This window comes from Rhizobium sp. 01N48, from assembly GCF_056399145.1.
This window is the reverse complement of record NZ_JBFTQT010000004.1, coordinates 197457-216541: the sequence shown is the minus strand read 5'-3', so window position 1 is coordinate 216541 and position 19085 is coordinate 197457. Positions and strand designations below refer to the sequence as shown.

Here is a 19085-nt window from a genome sequence, read left to right as displayed (position 1 = left end):
GGGGCCGTTTTGTTTGGTATGGGATTGAGCGGCGGAGCGCTATTCGAAGCGGAAGGCCAGGCGCTTGTTGGTGAGCTTTGCAAGCTGCTGCAGGCGGCCATCGAGGCGCTCGCCGGCGAAATCGCGATATTCCGAGGGCACGACGAATTCGAGGTCGAGATCGGGATCGTTGGACTTGCGGAAGGTCAGATTGCGGACGATGCCGGGCATCGAGGCCGAGAACAGGTAGACGACGCGCAGCATGCCGCCGAGCAGCTTGGCGCGCTCGACATATTGCGGCGTCGCGATCGTTGCCAGCGGGCTGGTCGCGCCGTCGTCGTGCAGGCCCTCGAAGCGGTAGTAATTTGCAAGCGCGATGAAGGCGCGGCCGGGATGGCTGATGCCGACGAAGGACGTGTGAGCGATGATATTAAGCGCCTGCAGGCCGCGATAATCGGGATGGGCGCGCCAGCTGATGTCGGCGAGCAGGCAGGCGGCCTGGCGATAGCGGGCTTCCTCCGGCGTCTCCAAGATATCGAAGAACGGCATCATCCGGCCGGTCCATTCCGAGAGCTCGCGGGCGTGCTCCGGCGAGCGGGCACGCAGGATCGCCAGTTCGCGAGCCGCTTCCAGCAGCGGGTCGGCGCGACGTTCGCTTTCGGAGAGGAGCGAGTACAGATAACCCTCACGCACGCCCTGACCGGAGAAGGAAATCACCGAGGGCTTCATGACACTCAGCACTTCCTTCATCGCAATGGCGCCGAAGGGCAGCAATGCGCGGCGATACTTCGAAACCGCCATCCAGGCGGGATCCTTGGAGTCTCTCGCGGCATCGACCTGATCGAGAAACTGCATCATCTGCTCGAGCGAAATTTCGTAGCCCTGCATCATGTGCAGCGGATAGTTGGTCATCTCCATGTGCAGCTTGGCGATGTTTCGCCAGGTGCCGCCGACAGCGTAGAACGTGCGCCCCTCGCCCTGGGCCAGAAGCTTGGAGATGGTCTTCACGTGCTTGCGGGCGAAGGTGCGGGCTTTCTCCATCGAGCCGCCGGCATATTCCGACAGGCGCAGGCCGCCGAGCGGCAGCGTCACGCCCTGCCCGAGTTCCTTGCCCTTGATGTCGATCAGCTCGAGAGAGCCGCCGCCGAGGTCACCGGCGATACCATCCGGCGTGTAGAAGCCGCTGACGATGCCGAGCGCGGAGAACTTGGCTTCCTCTTCACCAGACAGAACGCGCACCTTGCGCTGCAGGATGGTTTCGGCGCGATGGATGAAATCCGGGCCATTCGAGGCCTCGCGGGCCGCAGCCGTCGCCAGCACGTACATGGTGGCCGCACGCGCCTGATCGGACAGCGCCTTGAAGCGATGCAGAGCGGAAAGCGCACGTTCGACGCTGGCCTCGTCCATCTTGCCTGTGAGCGCTATGCCCTTACCGAGACCGCAGAGAACCTTTTCGTTGAAAAGGATCGTGGGCGATCTCGACAAGCCTTCATAGATGACCACACGGATCGAGTTCGACCCGATATCGACAACGGAGACCGGGGCAATCCCTGGAAGGCGCCCCTGGGCTTCTGATTCAACCATGCAGGTCCAGTTTTATCGTTTCGTGCGGCCGGAAAGAAGGCCGGCGATCAGCTTTGGCGCACTGGATTTCAACGCTTCACCACGGCCCGAAAGGCTGGGATTGGTCATGAAATACTGTTGCGCGTTGAACGGCTCCTCGCCCTTGCGCACCTCCATGCGCCTTGACGTCCCGTCGGCCAATATCTCGTAGCTTTGTTGATTGTCAATGAGGTTGCCCAGCATGATCTGTGACAAAACCTGCTCGTGCACGGTCGGATTGATCAGCGGAACCAGCGTTTCCACGCGGCGATCGAGGTTTCTCGGCATCATGTCGGCGGAGCCGATATAGACCAGCGCCTTATCCGACGGCAGGCCGTGGCCGTTACCGAAGCAGAAGATGCGGCTGTGCTCGAGGAAGCGGCCGACGATCGACTTGACGCGGATGTTTTCCGACAGGCCGGGCACCTGCGGGCGCAGGCAGCAGATGCCGCGAATGACGAGATCGATCTCGACGCCGGCGTGGCTCGCCGTATAGAGCGCGTCGATGATTTCGGGATCGACGAGCGAGTTCATCTTCATCCAGATGGCCGCCGGCGCGCCGTTCTTGGCGTGCTTGATCTCTTCGTTGATGTGGCGAAGGATGCGCGAGCGCAGCGTATAGGGCGAGACGGCGAGCTTCATGCTCTCCTCCGGCTCGCCATAGCCAGTGATGAAGTTGAAGATGTTGGCCATGTCGTGGGCGATCACCGGATTGCAGGTGAAGAACGACAGGTCGGTATAAATCTTCGCGGTGATCGGGTGATAGTTTCCGGTGCCGAGATGGCAGTAGCTGCGCAGCTTGCCCTCTTCGCGGCGGACGACCAGCGACATCTTCGAGTGGGTCTTCAATTCGATGAAGCCGAAGACCACCTGCACGCCGGCGCGTTCGAGGTCGCGCGCCCAGCGGATGTTGGCTTCCTCGTCGAAACGCGCCTTAAGCTCGACCAGCGCCGTGACCGACTTGCCGGATTCGGCCGCATCAATCAGCGCGCGGACGATCGGGCTGTCGTTGGAGGTGCGGTAGAGCGTCTGCTTTATCGCCAGGACGTCAGGATCGCGCGCAGCCTGGAGCAGAAACTGGACCACCACGTCGAAGGACTCGTAGGGGTGGTGAACCACCATGTCCTTTTCGCGGATGGCGGCGAAGCAATCGCCGGCGTGTTCGCGGACGCGTTCGGGAAATCGCGCGTTGTAGGAGGGGAAGCGCAGGTCGTCGCGCGGCGCCTTGGTGATCTCGGACAGCGTATTCAGCGCCAGCAGGCCCGGCAGAACGGCCACGCGATTATCGGGCACGTTGGTCGCCTGGACCACGAACTGACGGAGCGACGCCGGCATTTCGGAATCGGTTTCGAGGCGGATCACCGAACCGCGGCGGCGGCGCTTCAGGGCGGTTTCGAAGAAGCGGACGAGATCTTCGGCTTCTTCTTCAACTTCGATATCGCTGTCGCGGATGATGCGGAACGTACCGGAACCCTGCACCTCATAGCCCGGGTAGAGCCGGTAGATGAAGATATTGGCGACGTCCTCAAGCGTGATGTAGCGGATCGTGTTGCCATCATCGGGCAGGCGCACGAAACGATCGAGCGCCGGCGGCAGGCGGAGCAACGCCGTCATCGGCTCGCGGCCATTCTTGCTGACCAGCTGCAGACCGATCGAAAAGCCGAGATTGGGGATGAAGGGGAACGGATGTGCCGGGTCGATCGAGAGCGGCGTCAGAACCGGGAAGATCGCCTGCTCGAATTCGGTGGCGAGCCAGTTGCGATCGGTTTCGCTGAGCGCGCCGGGGCGCACAATCAGGATGTCTTCCTTGGCGAGATACTGCTGCAGCACGGCCAGCGAGGCCTGCTGCTCCATCTGCAGATTGTCGATTTCCTGCAGGATGGATTCGAGCTGTTCGGCCGGCGTTTTACCGTCAGGCGTACGCACAACGATGTTCTGGCGCACCTGCGCTTCAAGACCTGCAACGCGGACCATGAAGAATTCATCGAGGTTAGCAGCTGAGATCGACAGGAAGCGAACGCGCTCAAGCAGCGGGTGCTCGGTGTTCAGCGTCTCCTCGAGAACGCGGCGATTGAACTGCAGCCAGGAAAATTCGCGGTTGATGAAGCGCTCGGGGCTGGAAAGCAGTTCTTCAAGCGGCGGAACGTTCGCCTTGGTTTCGGGAGCCGTTTCCTGGTTTCCCGCGACTGCACTATCCATCGTTCGATTGTCCCCTCATTATTGCGCCAAGCCGAATATATCAGTTTCACGACGGAACTGTGACAGTCAATCAGCCGGATCGGAATTGCCCAATTCATTCAACACTTCAGCGGCGAGCGCGCGCGTGATCTTGGTGCCTCTTGAGAGCGCCAATCGGTCAAGCCGCTCGACGATCGTCTGCGCTGCGTTCAGCGATCGCTCCATCCTGACGACAATATAGAGCACCAGTTTGTCATCTATATAAAGCTGGCGATCGGCAAACAGCTTGACGATGACCTGCGACAGCAGTTCCTCGTCCGGCTCGCCGATCTCGACGACGGTCGCGGCCTTCAGGCGAGAGCGCAGATCGGCCAGCTCGACCGGCCAGGACATCGGCCAGAGACGGCTGGTCATCAGCAGGCTGTGGCCGTTTTCGCGCACGCTGTTGATGACGTGAAACAGTTCGGTGTCGTCAAAGCCGAGACGATCGACATCCTCAAACAAGACGGGGCCGTTGGCAGCATCGACGGCGGCATTGGCGCCGACCTTCGGATGGATCAGCGTGGCGCCGCTGTGATCCTTCCAGATATTGGCGAGGTGCGACTTGCCCGATCCGACGGGGCCGGCAAGGATAACGACGGGCGACGGCCAGTTCGGCCAGGCATCGACGATCTCGACAGCCGCCGCCAGCCGCTCGGAGATCAGGAGATCGTCACGACCGGTCGCGGCATCATGAGAAAAGGCCAAGGGGAGCTGCTCCACGGGCTTGCGCCTTGAGTCAGCGTTTTTCACGTCAGTCATTTCGGGCCAGCTTTTGTCTTCCGTACCGGGGTGGCCTTCGCCTCGCCCGCATACAGGTCGCTCTCAAGATACCGTGAAAGCGCAAAGCGAACAAGGACACCGACGGCAGCAGCGGCCGGCACTGCAACGAGCAGTCCGACGAAGCCGAACAGCGCGCCGAAAGCAAAAAGCGCGAACATCAGCCAGACCGGATGCAGGCCAACGCTGTGGCCGACGAGCTTCGGCTGCAGGATGTTGCCTTCCATGAACTGGCCGCTGAAGAAGACCGCAAGGACCGCGCCGACCCAGATATAGTCAGGCCAGAACTGCACGATCGCGACACCCACCGCCAGGATCAGACCGACCATGGAGCCGACATAGGGGATGAAGCTGATCATGCCGGCGAAGAGACCGATCAGCAGGCCGAAATTCAGCCCGACCAGCGAGAGGCCGACCGCATACCAGATGCCGAGGATCAGGCAGAGAGACCCTTGCCCGCGAATGAAGCCGGCGATCGCATCATCGATCTCGCTCATGATCTGATGAACGTTGGCGACATAATCACGGGGGACATACTTGTCGATATTGGCGACCATGCGGTCCCAATCGAGCAGCATGTAGAAGGAGACAACGGGTGTCACGACCATCAGCGAGATGACATTGACGACAGCAAGGCCGGAGCTCCAGACCTGGCTGAACAGCCCGGTGAGCAGGCCGAAGCCCTGAGACAGGATTTCGGAGAAATTGTTCTTGATGGTGCCGAGCTGGTTCTTGATCCAATCCGGCAGCATCGAGTTCTGCTGCTTGGCGATGAAGGTCTGCAGCTGATCGATATAACCAGGCAGGCGGCCGGCGAAATCGGCGAACTGGCTTGCGAGGATCGGGATCAGGATCATCAGCGCGAGCACGATCRGCACGACGAAGGCGATCAGGATGACGATGGTCGCCATCAGGCGGCTGAGGCCGAGCCTCTCCAGCCGATCGGCGACCGGGTCGAGGAAATAGGCGATCGCCATGCCGGCCAGGAACGGCAGCAGGATGGAGCTGAACACCAGGAGGAAGGCGATGAAGGCGGCAAGCACGAACAGCCAGAAGATAACCTGGCGCTTCAGACCGGCGCCGCTAACCTGGTGTGGCATCATGTTCTCCGCTGATCGAACGTCGGTACTTGCCGCATCGCAGCGATACGGCCTGCGAGCCACATAGGATGCACCCGCGAGAATGGTCAACCCCAGCGTCCAATTTCCCAGAAGCTCCGTTCAAAAGAGCGGGAAATTGGGGCTTTTGCCACGCAACGCCTTGCATAAAGCCCCCTGTCATGCAATTGCGACCCGCATGTGACGCGGGGATATTTCCCGCCCGACGACAGCCATCGGAGAGCAGTATGAGCCAGTCCGGAAAAAACGGTCTCACCTATAGCGATGCAGGCGTGGATATCGACGCTGGCAACCTTCTCGTCGAAAAGATCAAGCCCGCCGTACGCTCGACCCGCCGCCCCGGCGCCGATGGCGAAATCGGCGGCTTCGGTGGCCTATTCGACCTCAAGGCAGCGGGCTTCACCGATCCGGTTCTGGTTGCCGCCAATGATGGCGTCGGCACCAAGCTGAAGATCGCGATCGACGCCGACTATCATGACACCGTCGGCATCGACCTCGTTGCCATGTGCGTCAACGATCTCGTGGTCCAGGGCGCCGAGCCGCTGTTCTTCCTCGACTACTTCGCAACCGGCAAGCTCGATCCTGACCAGGGCGCGGCGATCGTCGAAGGCATCGCCGCCGGCTGCCGCGACGCGGGCTGTGCGCTGATCGGCGGCGAGACCGCCGAGATGCCGGGCATGTATTCCTCCGGCGACTACGATCTGGCCGGCTTTGCCGTCGGTGCTGCCGAGCGCGGCAAGCTGCTGCCTTCGGGCGATATCGGCGAAGGCGACGTCATCCTCGGCCTCGCTTCCTCGGGCGTTCACTCCAACGGCTTCTCGCTGGTGCGCAAGATCGTCGGCATTTCCGGCCTCGCCTGGGACGCGCCGGCACCGTTTGCTGATGGCAAGACGCTCGGCGAAGCCTTGCTGACCCCGACCCGCATCTATGTGAAGCAGCTCCTCAGCGTCATCCGCGAGACCGGCGCAATCAAAGCGCTGGCGCACATCACCGGCGGCGGTTTCCCCGAGAATATTCCGCGCGTTCTGCCCAAGCACCTCGCTGCCGAGATCGATCTTGCCGCCGTCAAGGTTCCGGCCGTGTTTTCCTGGCTGTCGAAGACCGGCGGCGTCGAAGCAAACGAAATGCTGCGCACCTTCAACTGCGGCATCGGCATGATCGCCGTCGTCTCCGCCGAGAATGCCGACACCGTGATTTCGGCTCTGGAAGCGCAAGGCGAAAGCGTCGTGCGGCTCGGCCGGATGATTGCCCGCGCCGAGGGTGCGCACGGCACGCTCTACAAGGGCACGCTCGCCATATGACGTCTCCGCGCAAACGCGTCGTCGTCTTCATCTCCGGCGGCGGCTCCAACATGATGGCGCTCGTCGCCGCCGCGAAGGCTCCGGACTTCCCGGCCGAAATCGTCGGCGTGATCTCCGACAAGCCGGATGCCGGTGGCCTTGCCAAGGCGGCCGCCGAGAGCATTGCGACCTTCGCCTTTCCGCGCAAGGACTACGCCAGCAAGGAAGCGCATGAGGAAGCGATCTTCGCCGCCCTCGACGCTCTGTCGCCCGACATTCTCTGCCTCGCGGGCTATATGCGACTCCTGAGCGGCACATTCATCCAGCGCTACGAGGGGAAGATGATCAACATCCACCCTTCCCTGCTGCCGCTGTTCCCCGGCCTGCACACGCACCAGCGCGCCATCGACGCCGGCATGCGGATCGCCGGCTGCACGGTGCATTTCGTGACCGAGGGCATGGATGAGGGCCCGGTCATCGGCCAGGCGGCTGTGCCGGTACTCTCCGACGACACGGCCGACACGCTGGCGGGGCGTGTATTGACGGTCGAGCACAAGATTTATCCGCAAGCGCTGAGGCTGTTTGCTGAGGGCAAGGTGCGGATGGAAGGTGGCAAGGCTGTTAGCATTGGTGACAGTGCAGCGTCGGCCGCAGACGGCAAGGTTATCTCGCTCATCGGCACCAAAGCCTAACTAGAGAAGCAAATTCGCATATGAAATTGGGCCCGTTATCGGGCCCAAATCTTTTCAGCCACCCCTTACGCCGCAATCGCCCGTGGCTGATGCAGCGTGCCGTCGCTGTAGACGAAGCGGCCGCCGCGGAAGGTGGCGCGGATGCGGTGGATGTCGCCGGCTTCGACGACAACCAAATCAGCGCGCTGGCCGATGGCGATTTCGCCGCGGTCGGTGAGGCCGGCGGAGCGGGCGGCGTTCTTTGTTGCCATGGCGACAGCGGTCGGCAGGTTCGTGGCCTCGGCGATCTTGAAGATGCCGGGGACGAAGGCTGCCGGATGATAATCGGCGGCGATGACGGAGAGGACGCCGGCGCGGGCGGCATCGAGCGCGCTCAGATTGCCCGACATCGACTGGCCGCGCAGCGCATTCGGCGCGCCCATCAGCGTCCAGAGGCCGCGACGGCGCGCTTCCTCGGCGGCCGGCAGCGTGACCGGGAATTCGCTGATCGTGACGCCCATCGCATGCATTTCAGCCACCTTCTCGGCGCTGTCGTCGTCATGCGAGGCAAGCGACAGCTTGTGGCGCAGCGACAGGTCGACGATGTGGCGAAGCCTGGTCTCGATCTCGGGATTGTCGCGCATGGCGATGCGCTTGGCGACCATCTCGGCAGCCATTTCCTCGGAGATGGCGCGGCGCTCGGCCATGCTCAGAATATAGCTCTGGATGTCGTTGTACTGGCCCTGCCCCGGCGTATGGTCAGTCAGGGAGACCATGTCGACATGGCCGGCATCCAGCAGCTTTTCGAGCGCAGGGGCCGCACCGACATTGGTGATCTCATAGCGCGCGTGGACGCGGTGGTCGATCAGGAGGCTATCCTTGAAGCGGCTGACACCCTCGATGACGGCGCAGGTGGTTTCCAGCGAGCGGACATGGCCGTAGACGCTTTCGGTCGCGAAGGAGACGGCGGCGTAAGCAGTCGTCACGCCGTGGGCGGCGAGCTTCTTGTCGAGTTCGTGGATGGAAAAGCCGATCGGCATCATCGCGTTGGGGCGCGGCGCGATCTCGCGCTCGATCATGTCGCCGTGGAGATCGACGAACCCTGGCATCAGCAGGCGGCCTTCGCCATCGATTGCGGCATTGGCGACCGTCTCAGGGCGGATCTCGGCGATGACGCCATCCTCGATGCGAACCGAGCCGTTGTTCACGACCTCATCCGGCAGAACGATCGTGAAATTGCTGAGCCACATCGGCTTTCTCCTCATATCAGGCAATTATGACAAGCCGGAGCCGATAGCCCCGATTCATGACATGCGAATGAACGTCTCAGGGCTTATTCAAGGCAGCTCTGTTCAGGGCCGCCCATTGCAGCAGAATGATCGTCTTGAAGTCGATGATCTCGCCGCTGGCGATCATCTGCACCGCCTCGTCGAGCGGGATTTCGACGACTTCGATATCCTCGTGCTCCTCGGCCAAGCCACCGCCTTCGGAGACGCGATCTTCCGTGTCGATCGAGGCCGCGAAGAAGTGGACGAGTTCGGCGTTGGCGCCGGGGGAGCTGTAGGCCTTGAAGAGGAAGCGGACATCGCGGACGCGGAAGCCGGTTTCCTCGATGGCTTCGCGGCGGATGGCGGCTTCCGGCTCGTCGCCGTCGAGCAGGCCGGCCGGCGTTTCCAGCATCCAGGCCGGCTCGCCGTGGAGATAGACGGGCAGACGGAACTGGCGGACGAGGACGACGGTGTCGCGCTTGGGGTCGTGCAGCAGGATCGTGGCGGCGGGGGTGCGGTGGTAGATCTCGCGATGGATGCGGTGCGTTTCGCCGTCGGAGTTGGTGTAATCAACCTCGTAGGTGCTGAGCCGCGTCCAGCCATCCGAGAGCATCCTTTCCTGGATGATCTCAGCCTTCGCCTTTTCAAATTTCGTCATGCTGCATCCTTGCGAAGCCAAACCTTGTTGTCGTGGACGGCAGCGCCGCCATAAGGCGCGACGGGGTCGGCGCCGGTCAAAACGTTGATGCCCTCGCCATCCACATGCGCCTTGTTCGGCCACAGGCCCTCGGCAATCAGCACGCCCGGCTTGACCTCGGTCGTCAGCTTGGCGTGCAGGCGCACCTCGCCTCTGCCGTTGCCGACCTGGACGAGATCGCCGTGGGCGATATCCTGCGCTTCCGCATCGGCGGGATTGATCATCAGCTCCGGCCGCCCTTCCTTCTGCCGCGAGGTCTTGGTCTCGGCGAAGCTGGAATTGAGGAAGTTGCGGGCGGGCGATGTGGCGAGGCGGAACGGGTGCTCGGCATCGGCCACTTCGATCACGTCGACCTGATCCGGGAACGGCGGCAGCTCCGGATAGGGGCCGAGCAGGCCGACAGCTTCCGGCGGGCGGTTCGGCGCCGGCTGGTTGCGCCAGTCGGGGCGGAAGTGGAAACGCCCGTCGGGGTGGGCGAAGCCGTTGATGAAATGCGCGTCGTCGAATTCCGGCTGGCGATCGAACCATTTGTGCTCGAGGAAATGATCGTAGCCCGGCAACTCGCTCGACTGGAGAACGCGGTCGATCATCTCGCGCGCCGTGAAGCCGAAGCCCGGGCGATCGGCGACGCCGAGGCGCTTGGCGAGTTCCTCGATGACGAAGAGATTGGTGCGAACCGTCTCCGGCGGCTCGACGAGCTTCGGGCCGAGCAGGATGTGGTTCTGGCCGCCGGCACGATAGATATCGTCATGCTCGACGAACATGGTGGCGGGGATGACGATATCGGCCATCTCGGCGGTATCGGTCATGAACTGCTCGTGGACGGCGACGAAGAGATCGTCGCGGGCGAAACCGCGCTTCACCAAACGTTGTTCGGGCGCAATGTTCACCGGGTTGGTGTTCTGGATCAGCATGGCGGTGACGGGGCCGCGATGGCGGAGCGCCACGGCATCGCCCGTGAGCGCGCGACCGATTTGGGACTGGTCGATCATGCGGATATCGGCATCCTTCATCGACTTGCCGGTCAGTTCCGCGTTGTTCATGCGGAAGATGTCGCTGTTCGAATGGAAAGCGCCGCCGCCTTCATATTGCCAGGAGCCGAGAACGGTCGCGACCGAGGCTGCCGCATGCATGGCGACCGCGCCATTGCGCTGGCGCGTGAAGCCGTAGCCAAGGCGGAAGAAGGTCTTTTTCGTCGTGCCGACGAGCTTGCCGAAGGCTTCGATCTCATCGACCGAAAGGCCGGTGATGGCCGCAGCCCACTCGGGCGTCTTCGTCTTCAGATGCGCTTCGAGGCCGGTGGGATCGTCTGCGTATTTCGCCATATAGCGGCGATCGGCGTAGCCGTCGCGGAAGGCGATATGCATGGCGGCGCAGGCGAGTGCCGCATCGGTGCCCGGCTTGAGGATAAGCGCCAGATCGGCCTGCTTCATCGTCGGGCTGTCATAGATATCGATGACGACGATCTTGGCACCGCGTTCCTTGCGCGCCTTGATCGCGTGGGTCATGACGTTGACCTGGGTGGCGACCGCATTGGTGCCCCAGATGACGACGCAATCGGTGCGCGCCATTTCGCGTGGATCCGGGCCTCTGAGGACGCCGGTCGCCATGGTGAAGCCGGTCCAGGCCGGATTGGTGCAGATCGATGAGAAGAAGCCGGAGTAGCGCTTGGCGTGACGCAGGCGGTCGATGCTGTCGCGCTGTACCCAGCCCATGGTGCCTGCGTAGTAATAGGGCCAGATCGCCTCGCTGCCATCCTTGGCCTCGGCTTTGACGAAGGCTTCGGCGATTTCATCCAGCGCGTCGTCCCAGGAAATCTGCTGCCACTGCCCTGCCCCCTTGGCGCCCTTGCGGCGCAGCGGGTGCATCAGGCGGTCGGGGTGGTAGAGACGCTCGGCGTATCGGGCGACCTTGGCGCAGATGACGCCCGAGGTGTAGCTGTGGTCGTTTGCCCCGCGCACGCGGCCGATCCTGCCATCGTCCGTGACCTCCACTTCCAGCGCGCAGGTGGAGGGACAGTCATGCGGACAGGCAGTGTGGCCGATCCGGACTGAGGACTTCGGGGATTTGGCTTCGATGGGGGTCGCAATGTTCATGGAGTTTCTATATTCCAACCGGAAACCGGCCAAAAGCCGGAAACGACGTCCCCCACGCGAATTCATGTAGGCATCAGCGAAAATGAACTACCGCCATATCTACCATGCGGGCAACTTTGCCGATGTCCTGAAGCACGCGGTTCTCGCGCGTCTCGTCCGCTACATGCAGAAGAAGGATGCGGGCTTCCGCGTGCTCGACACGCATGCCGGCATCGGGCTCTACGATCTCTCCTCGGAAGAGGCGCAGAAAACCGGCGAATGGCGCGAAGGGATCGGCAAGATCATGGAGGCCGAGCTTTCGCCGCAGGTGGCAGAACTGCTCGAGCCCTATCTGAGCGCGATCCGCGAACTCAATCCAGATGGCGGCATGCGCTACTATCCCGGCTCGCCGAAGCTCTCGCGCATGCTGTTCCGTCCGCAAGACCGGCTATCGGCGATGGAGCTGCATCCCGAGGATTTCCAGCGGCTGCATCGCCTGTTCGAGGGCGACCATCACGCGCGCATCACCGAGCTCGATGGCTGGCTGTCGCTCGGCGCGCATCTGCCGCCGAAGGAAAAGCGCGGCATCGTGCTTGTCGATCCACCCTTCGAGGAAGGCGGCGAGTATGAGCGGTTGGTCGATGGTCTCGCCAAGGCCTATCGCCGCTTTCCCGGCGGCACCTACTGCCTCTGGTATCCGATCAAGAAGGGTGCGCCGATCAAGGAATTTCACGAGGCGCTGCAGGCGCTCGATATTCCGAAGACGCTCTGCGCCGAGCTCACCGTGCGCAGCGACCGCGGGATGGTGACCGGGCTGACCGGCTCGGGGCTCATCATCGTCAACCCGCCCTTTACGCTGAAGGACGAGCTGCACCAGCTGCTGCCGGCGCTCAGGGATCACATGGCGCAGGACCGTTATGCCTCGCACCGGGCGTTCTGGCTGCGCGGCGAGAACAAGGCCGTGAAAGAGGATTGACCGACTCTTTCCGGCGCGAAATAGTCTGGCCACATTCCAAGTCCGTTGCCAGGCATTTTGAAAGAGACCGACGATGAAGATCCTTTGCGCGCCCGCCTCCCCCTATTCCAGCAAGGTCCGGATGGCCGCGCGCTATCTCGAACTGGATGCGACCGAGATCCGCGTCGATACCAATGCCGGACCGGCGATCCTCGTCGACAACAACCCGCTCGGAAAGATCCCGACCGTGCTCACGGATGACGGCGTTTCCATCTTCGACAGCGTCGCGATCATGCACTATTTCGGCCGACTGAAGGGCAAGCAGCTCTATCCGTCGAAGAACGGCAAGCGGACGGAAGCCGAAGTGTTGGAAGCGCTTTGCGACGGCATCTGCGACTGCCTGCTCGCCATCGTCTACGAGCGCCGCTTCCGCGACGAGGAAAAGATCCACCAGCCCTGGATCGACCGGCAGTGGAAGAAGGTCGTGAGCGGCCTCAATCACCTGAGTGTCCACCTGCCGAAGATCGGCAAGAAGCTGCATGGCGGCCACTTCGCGCTGGCGGCAACGCTCGGCTATCTCGATTTGCGTTTCCACGGCCAGTGGGAGGCCGAGCACTCGGAGCTGATCGGCTGGCTCCGGACCTTCGAGAAGAAATTCCCTGCCTATGCGGAGCTCAAGCCTCAGGGCTGAGCACGATCGCGCTCCGCTTTCACGAAATCGATGAAGGCGCGTAACGCCGTCGGCAGTTGCCGGCGGCTCGGATAGTAGAGGAAGAAGCCCGGATAATAGGGGCACCAATCCTCAAGCACCCGCACCAATTTGCCGGTCTCGATCTCGTCACGCACCTGATCCTCGAACAGATAGCCCAGCCCGTCGCCCTGCAACACCGCGTCGCGCATGATGTCCTGATCGCCTAGCGTCAGCGGGCCCCGCACCTCGATCTCCAACTCGATGCCGCCGCGCTCGAATTCCCAATGATAGAAGGCGCCGCCGGCAAAGCGGAACCGGATGCAGACGTGGTCTTTCAGATCATGCGGCGTCTGCGGCCTGCCCCTGCCCTCGAAATAGCCCGGCGTGCCGACGACGGCGAAGCTATGGCGCGGACCGATCGGGATCGCGATCATATCCGCCGCGATGCTTTCGCCGAAGCGTATGCCGGCATCGAAGCCTGACGAGACCATATCGATAAGTGCATCGTCGATGACGATATCGACCTCGACGGACGGATGAGCTTTCAGGAAACGCGAGACGATCGGCAGCAGTACGAGCTTGGCGGCGGCGCGTGGTGCGTTAATGCGCAGCTTGCCGTAGGGCTGGCCGCGGAAGGTATCGAGATCATCAAGTGCGGCATCGATATCGAGGAAGGCCGGGCGGATGCGATCGAAAAGGCGCTCGCCTGCCTCCGTCAGCGCCACGCCACGAGTGGTGCGGTTGACGAGGCGGACTTCCAGCCGCTCCTCGATCGCTCTCAGCGCGCGGCTCAGCGCCGAAGGCGTGACGGCGAGTTCGACGGCGGCCTTGCGAAAGCTTCGGTGGTTGGCGATGGCGAGAAAAATGGCGAGATCGGTCGAGCGTACACGCTTCATTGATGAGTATTTCTCACTAGCTCATGGAGAAGAAGGTAAATTCTCTCACCTATGTGCATAGGCTAGTTTCGGGGTGTCAGCAAATCACAACCCGAAAGGAAAAGGTCATGCGTGTTTGGTTCATCACTGGTGCGTCGCGCGGTTTCGGCGCCCTTATCACCCAGGAAGCTCTCAATGCCGGCGATGCCGTCGTCGCCACGGCGCGCAATCCGAAAGGTCTGCAGGAAAAATTCCAGAATCATTCGAATCTGTTGACGGTCGCGCTTGATGTGACGGATGAAGCCTCGGCGCACGCCGCCGCCGAGCAGGCCGTCAAGCGCTTCGGCCGGATCGACATCCTGCTCAACAATGCCGGCTTCGGCCTGCTGGGTGCCGTTGAAGAGGCGACCAACGACGAGATCGAGAAGCTCTACGCGGCCAATGTCTTCGGCCTGCTGAAGGTGACGCGCGCGGTGCTGCCGCATATGCGCCGCCAGCGTTCCGGCCATATCCTCAACATCTCGTCGATCGGCGGTTATGTCTCACATGCCGGCTGGGGCGTCTATTGCTCGACCAAGTTCGCCGTCGAAGGACTGACGGAAGCGCTTGCCGCAGAGGTCGCGCCGCTCGGCATCAAGGCGACGGTCGTCGAGCCCGGCTTCTTCCGCACCGACTTCCTCGACGAAACCTCGCTGTCAGTCAGCCCAAGCTCGATCGCCGATTACGCCGAGACACCTGTGGGAGCGATGCGCGACTTTGCCGCCAGCCATAACCACCAGCAGCCAGGCGACCCTGCCCGCTTCGCCAAGGCGATGATCACGCTGGCGCATTCCGACAATCCGCCGCTGCGCATGCCCTTCGGCAGCGACACGGTGGCTGCGATCGAGAAGAAGAACGCAAGCGTTGCCGAGGAACTGGCCGCATGGCGGGAACTCGCGGTGTCGACGGACTTCCCCAAGGGGGAATGACGCCGCCCCCCCACCGAACGAAACGCAACAAAAAAGCCGGAGCGATGCCCCGGCTTTTTTTCATTTCCCTGATCGGCTGATCAGAACTTCATGCCGATACCGACCTTGACGCTGTGCTCGTCATAGCCGCGCGAGATGTTCGCGCCGCCGACGTTGAAGTCGTTCTTCTGGTAGTCGGTGTAGCGGTATTCGATACGAGCCGTGATGTTGTTGGTCACCATGGCTTCGGCACCGGCGCCGACCGTGTAGCCCAGAGCGCTGTCACTGTCAGAGCCAGCAGCGTTGCTGAACTTGTTCTTGGTGGCGGCCAGACCAGCCGTACCATAGAGCAGGAAGGGGTTCAGGTCGTAACCGATACGGCCGCGGATCGAGCCGTTGACTTCGTTCTTGGCAGTGCCGCCGTCGACAGCGCCGTCAGCGCCGGAGTAACCGATGTCACCTTCGACACCGTATACGATCTGGCCCTGCTGCCAGTTGTAACCGCTGTAGATCTGGCCGCCGAAAGCGCGAGCGTTATAGTCGTGAGCGAAGCCGCCCATGTTGTAGGTGCCGGCGCCACCGAGGTAGAAGCCCTGCCAGTTGCCGGTAGGCGCTACATCGTTCTGGGCAACCGGAGCTTCCGGGATCTGATCGATCGCATCGGCCGCGTAAGCAGCGGAAAAGCCACCGAGGGCAACGGTCGAAACCAACAGGCTAGCAATAAACGTACGCATACTCATCTCCTTATCGAACCCGCGCCCTTCATCAACTGTGTTAACGTGAAGCATTCGCGAGCAATTACGCATGTCCCTTTCGGATCGAGAGGGAAATTGATGCGCAAATGAGGATTTGGAAGAGCCAAAATGTGATTTGATTGTGGCTTAGGGGTGGCTGAAATTCGATGTTGCTTTATCGCAACAAAGACTTCATTAACCCTAACCAAGCGTTAAATCATGAATACTTATTTTATCGAATTATATTCTTAAATAATACGTACAATATCCAAGTTCTGTGCGCAATCAAGACGCCTATTTATAAGATCTGATCCGCCGCCTATATAAGCACCGCAGAGATTTGCGGGATGAAGAGGCAGGATTTTGAGCGAGACAAGACTTCGAACAGCGTTGGTGACAGGGTCGGCAAAGAGAATAGGCCGTGCGATAGTCGAAGATCTTGCAGCGAGCGGCTTCTCGGTTGCGATCCACGCGAATGGTTCCATCGCCGAGGCGGAAAATTTTGCGGCGGAATTGCGGCGAAACGGCAAAACCGCGATTGCGCTTCACGCCGATTTGAAGGACGTCGAGGACACCAACGGACTGATAAAAAAGGCGTTTGAGGCGCTCGGACCGCTCGATTTGCTCGTCAACAACGCGTCGGCCTTCCACAATGATTCGGCGCACCACTTTGACGCGGCGGCCTGGGACGATCATTTCGCGCTGCACGTGCGTGCGCCGTCCATATTGTCCGCCGCCTTTGCCGAACAACTGCCAAAGAGTGCCGTGGGGCTGATCGTCAATATCATCGACCAGCGGGTCTGGGCGCTCAATCCGGGCTTCTATTCCTATACGCTCTCAAAGGCGGCGCTGTGGACGGCGACGCAGACGATGGCGCAGAGCTTCGCGCCACGCATTCGCGTCAATGCGCTCGGCCCGGGGCCGACCGTTCGAAGTGCGCGACAGAGCGAAGAGGACTTCCAGCAGCAGGTCGACGGCCTTATCATGAAGGCGGGGCCGGGATTCGGCGAGTTCGGACGGACGATCCGCTTCCTCTATGATACGCCCTCCATCACCGGCCAAATGATTGCCCTCGACGGCGGCCAGCATCTTGCCTGGCAGACGCCCGATGTGGCGGAGATTACGGAATGAATTCAAGGAAGCTGCCGGATGGCGGCGTTCTTTACGACGAAAATGACGAGACCGACGACGATATCGAGGTGGAAAGCGAAAGCTCTGCCTCGCCCGTTGGCGCGCCGGTTGCCTCTGCCATCGACTGGAACGAAGGCGGCAGCAACGAGACGGGGCTTGTCGGTGCCGACCTGATCGCGGAATTCGTCAAGCGGCTGCCGAACAGCCCCGGCGTCTACCGCATGTTCAACGAGGCCGGCGACGTCCTTTATGTGGGCAAGGCGCGCAGCCTGAAGAAGCGCGTGAGCAACTATGCGCTCGGTCGCGTGCACTCCAACCGCATCGCTCAGATGGTGCGCCAGACCGCGCATATGGAGTTCGTGACGACCCGAACCGAGATCGAGGCGCTTCTGCTCGAAGCGAATCTGATCAAGCGGTTGCGGCCGCGCTTTAACGTGCTTCTGCGCGACGACAAGTCGTTCCCCTATATCCTCATCAGCGGCGACCACCGCGCGCCTGCAATCCTGAAACATCGCGGCGCCCGCGCTCGCAAGGGTGATTATTTCGGCCCCTTCGCTTCGGCGGGCGCTGTTGGCCGCACGATCAACTCGCTGCAACGCGCCTTCCTGATCCGCACCTGTACGGACAGCGTGTTCGAAACGCGCACCCGCCCCTGCCTGCTCTACCAGATCAAGCGCTGTTCGGCGCCCTGCACGCATGAGATCAGCGATGCGGGGTATGGTGAGCTGGTGCAGGAGGCGAAGGACTTCCTTTCCGGCAAGAGCCAGAAGGTGAAGGCGCATATGGCGGACGCGATGAACCAGGCGGCCGAGGATCTCGATTTCGAACAGGCTGCCGTCTATCGCGACCGCCTTGCCTCGCTGTCGCATGTGTCCAGCCACCAGGGGATCAACCCTGCAGGTGTCGAGGAAGCCGATGTTTTTGCGATCTATCACGAGGGCGGGATTTCCTGCATCCAGGTGTTCTTCTTCCGCACCGGGCAGAACTGGGGCAACCGCGCCTATTTCCCGAAGGCGGACCCGCAGCTGACAGGCGCCGAGGTGCTGAGCGCCTTTCTGGCGCAGTTCTACGACGACAAGCCGGTGCCGAAGCAGATCCTGCTTTCGGAGACGGTGGAGGAGATGGAGCTTTTGGCCGCCGCCTTCGCCGAGAAGGCGGGCCACAAGATTTCCGTGTTGGTGCCGCAGCGCGGCGAAAAGCGCGATCTGGTCGATCATGTCATGGGCAATGCGCGCGAGGCGCATGGGCGCAAGCTCGCGGAGACCGCGTCGCAATCGCGGCTGCTGGAAGGCTTCAAGGATACGTTCAAGCTTTCCTACGTGCCGCAGCGCGTCGAGATCTATGACAACTCGCATATCATGGGAACGAATGCCGTCGGCGGCATGGTGGTCGCGGGGCCGGAAGGCTTCGTGAAGAACCAGTATCGCAAGTTCAACATCAAATCGACCGACATCACGCCCGGCGACGACTTCGGCATGATGCGCGAGGTGATGACGCGGCGCTTTACGCGACTGCTCAAGGAAGAAGGCATCCCCGACAGGAGCCAGCCGGTCGCGGCAGTGGATGCCGCCGACATGCCCTTCCCTGCCTGGCCCGACGTGATCCTGATCGACGGCGGCCAGGGGCAGATGACGGCAGTGCGCGCGATCCTGGAAGAACTCGGGATCACCGACAGCGTCACCGCCATCGGCGTCGCCAAGGGTGTCGACCGCGATGCCGGTCGCGAGCGCTTCTTCCTGCCCGGCGGCGAGAGCTTCACGCTGCCGCCGCGCGATCCGGTGCTCTACTTCACCCAGCGCATGCGCGACGAGGCGCACCGGTTTGCCATCGGCTCGCACCGGGCGCGGCGCAAGAAGGAGATGGTCAAGAACCCGCTCGACGAGATCGGCGGCATCGGCCCATCACGCAAACGTGCGCTGCTTCAGCATTTCGGGACGGCTAAGGCGGTTTCGCGGGCGGCATTGTCGGATCTGATGGCCGTCGAAGGCATTTCGGAGACGGTCGCCAAGCAGGTTTACAATCATTTTCACGACGACGCCGCGAAATAGGTGGCGTCGGTCGCAAA

General features: G+C 61.9%; 16 protein-coding genes. 7 read left to right on the top strand and 9 right to left on the bottom strand.

Annotated elements, in window-relative coordinates:
* Window positions 1-39: 39 nt before the first annotated feature.
* From ppx to AC1DOG_RS10255, 4 genes are all read right to left on the bottom strand, one after another.
* On the bottom strand, window positions 40-1563 hold the full coding sequence (gene ppx, locus AC1DOG_RS10270) for an exopolyphosphatase (protein ID WP_477927776.1): 1524 nt from the start codon (window positions 1561-1563) through the stop codon (window positions 40-42).
* Between the two features lie 12 nt (window positions 1564-1575).
* On the bottom strand, window positions 1576-3780 hold the full coding sequence (locus AC1DOG_RS10265; RefSeq protein ID WP_018898708.1) for an RNA degradosome polyphosphate kinase: 2205 nt from the start codon (window positions 3778-3780) through the stop codon (window positions 1576-1578).
* A 66-nt stretch (window positions 3781-3846) separates the two neighbouring features.
* On the bottom strand, window positions 3847-4560 hold the full coding sequence (gene hdaA / locus AC1DOG_RS10260) for a DnaA regulatory inactivator HdaA (protein WP_113196833.1): 714 nt from the start codon (window positions 4558-4560) through the stop codon (window positions 3847-3849).
* Window positions 4557-5678, bottom strand: a complete 1122-nt coding sequence (locus AC1DOG_RS10255) for an AI-2E family transporter (RefSeq protein ID WP_477927773.1) — start codon at window positions 5676-5678, stop codon at window positions 4557-4559. The genes hdaA and AC1DOG_RS10255 overlap by 4 nt, the downstream gene beginning before the upstream one ends.
* A gap of 245 nt (window positions 5679-5923) precedes the next feature.
* Between AC1DOG_RS10255 and purM the strand changes: the two genes are divergently transcribed.
* Both purM and purN read left to right on the top strand, forming a co-directional pair.
* Complete coding sequence (purM, locus tag AC1DOG_RS10250; protein WP_112941291.1) at window positions 5924-6997, top strand: phosphoribosylformylglycinamidine cyclo-ligase; 1074 nt, start codon at window positions 5924-5926, stop codon at window positions 6995-6997.
* Window positions 6994-7668 (top strand): phosphoribosylglycinamide formyltransferase, encoded by a 675-nt coding sequence (purN, locus tag AC1DOG_RS10245; RefSeq protein WP_477927771.1) that lies wholly within the window; start codon window positions 6994-6996, stop codon window positions 7666-7668. The genes purM and purN overlap by 4 nt, the downstream gene beginning before the upstream one ends.
* 65 nt (window positions 7669-7733) lie before the next feature.
* On the opposite strand, the gene AC1DOG_RS10240 is transcribed toward purN, so the two are convergent.
* The 3 genes from AC1DOG_RS10240 to AC1DOG_RS10230 form a co-directional block, all read right to left on the bottom strand.
* Entirely contained in the window at window positions 7734-8897 is a 1164-nt protein-coding gene (locus tag AC1DOG_RS10240) for an alpha-D-ribose 1-methylphosphonate 5-triphosphate diphosphatase (protein WP_477927769.1), read from the bottom strand.
* A 76-nt stretch (window positions 8898-8973) separates the two neighbouring features.
* Complete coding sequence (locus AC1DOG_RS10235) at window positions 8974-9573, bottom strand: NUDIX domain-containing protein (RefSeq protein ID WP_477927767.1); 600 nt, start codon at window positions 9571-9573, stop codon at window positions 8974-8976.
* On the bottom strand, window positions 9570-11774 hold the full coding sequence (locus AC1DOG_RS10230) for a molybdopterin-containing oxidoreductase family protein (protein ID WP_477927765.1): 2205 nt from the start codon (window positions 11772-11774) through the stop codon (window positions 9570-9572). The genes AC1DOG_RS10235 and AC1DOG_RS10230 overlap by 4 nt, the downstream gene beginning before the upstream one ends.
* A 16-nt stretch (window positions 11775-11790) precedes the next feature.
* On the opposite strand from AC1DOG_RS10230, the gene AC1DOG_RS10225 reads away from it, so the two are divergent.
* A complete protein-coding gene (locus tag AC1DOG_RS10225; RefSeq protein WP_477927763.1) occupies window positions 11791-12663 on the top strand; it encodes a 23S rRNA (adenine(2030)-N(6))-methyltransferase RlmJ in 873 nt (290 codons plus the stop codon).
* A 73-nt stretch (window positions 12664-12736) separates the two neighbouring features.
* Complete coding sequence (locus tag AC1DOG_RS10220) at window positions 12737-13333, top strand: glutathione S-transferase family protein (protein ID WP_477927761.1); 597 nt, start codon at window positions 12737-12739, stop codon at window positions 13331-13333.
* Here AC1DOG_RS10220 and AC1DOG_RS10215 read toward each other — a convergent pair.
* Window positions 13324-14229, bottom strand: coding sequence for a LysR family transcriptional regulator (locus AC1DOG_RS10215; protein WP_477927759.1), 906 nt, complete (start codon window positions 14227-14229; stop codon window positions 13324-13326). The genes AC1DOG_RS10220 and AC1DOG_RS10215 overlap by 10 nt on opposite strands.
* Window positions 14230-14336: 107 nt before the next feature.
* Between AC1DOG_RS10215 and AC1DOG_RS10210 the strand changes: the two genes are divergently transcribed.
* The gene (locus tag AC1DOG_RS10210) at window positions 14337-15176 is read left to right on the top strand and encodes an oxidoreductase (RefSeq protein WP_289729458.1); all 840 of its coding nucleotides are present in this window, start codon (window positions 14337-14339) and stop codon (window positions 15174-15176) included.
* Window positions 15177-15256: 80 nt separating this feature from the next.
* Here AC1DOG_RS10210 and AC1DOG_RS10205 read toward each other — a convergent pair whose 3' ends face one another.
* Window positions 15257-15889 carry an outer membrane protein gene (locus AC1DOG_RS10205; protein ID WP_113008486.1) on the bottom strand — a complete coding sequence of 211 codons (633 nt, stop codon included), beginning with the start codon at window positions 15887-15889 and terminating at the stop codon, window positions 15257-15259.
* A 363-nt stretch (window positions 15890-16252) separates the two neighbouring features.
* Here AC1DOG_RS10205 and AC1DOG_RS10200 point away from each other — a divergent pair, with 363 nt between their 5' ends.
* Together AC1DOG_RS10200 and uvrC are read left to right on the top strand one after the other, a co-directional pair.
* Window positions 16253-17020 (top strand): SDR family oxidoreductase, encoded by a 768-nt coding sequence (locus AC1DOG_RS10200; protein WP_477927756.1) that lies wholly within the window; start codon window positions 16253-16255, stop codon window positions 17018-17020.
* Entirely contained in the window at window positions 17017-19068 is a 2052-nt protein-coding gene (gene uvrC / locus AC1DOG_RS10195) for an excinuclease ABC subunit UvrC (RefSeq protein WP_477927754.1), read from the top strand. Before AC1DOG_RS10200 ends, uvrC begins: the two co-directional genes overlap by 4 nt.
* The last annotated feature ends 17 nt before the right edge of the window (window positions 19069-19085 follow it).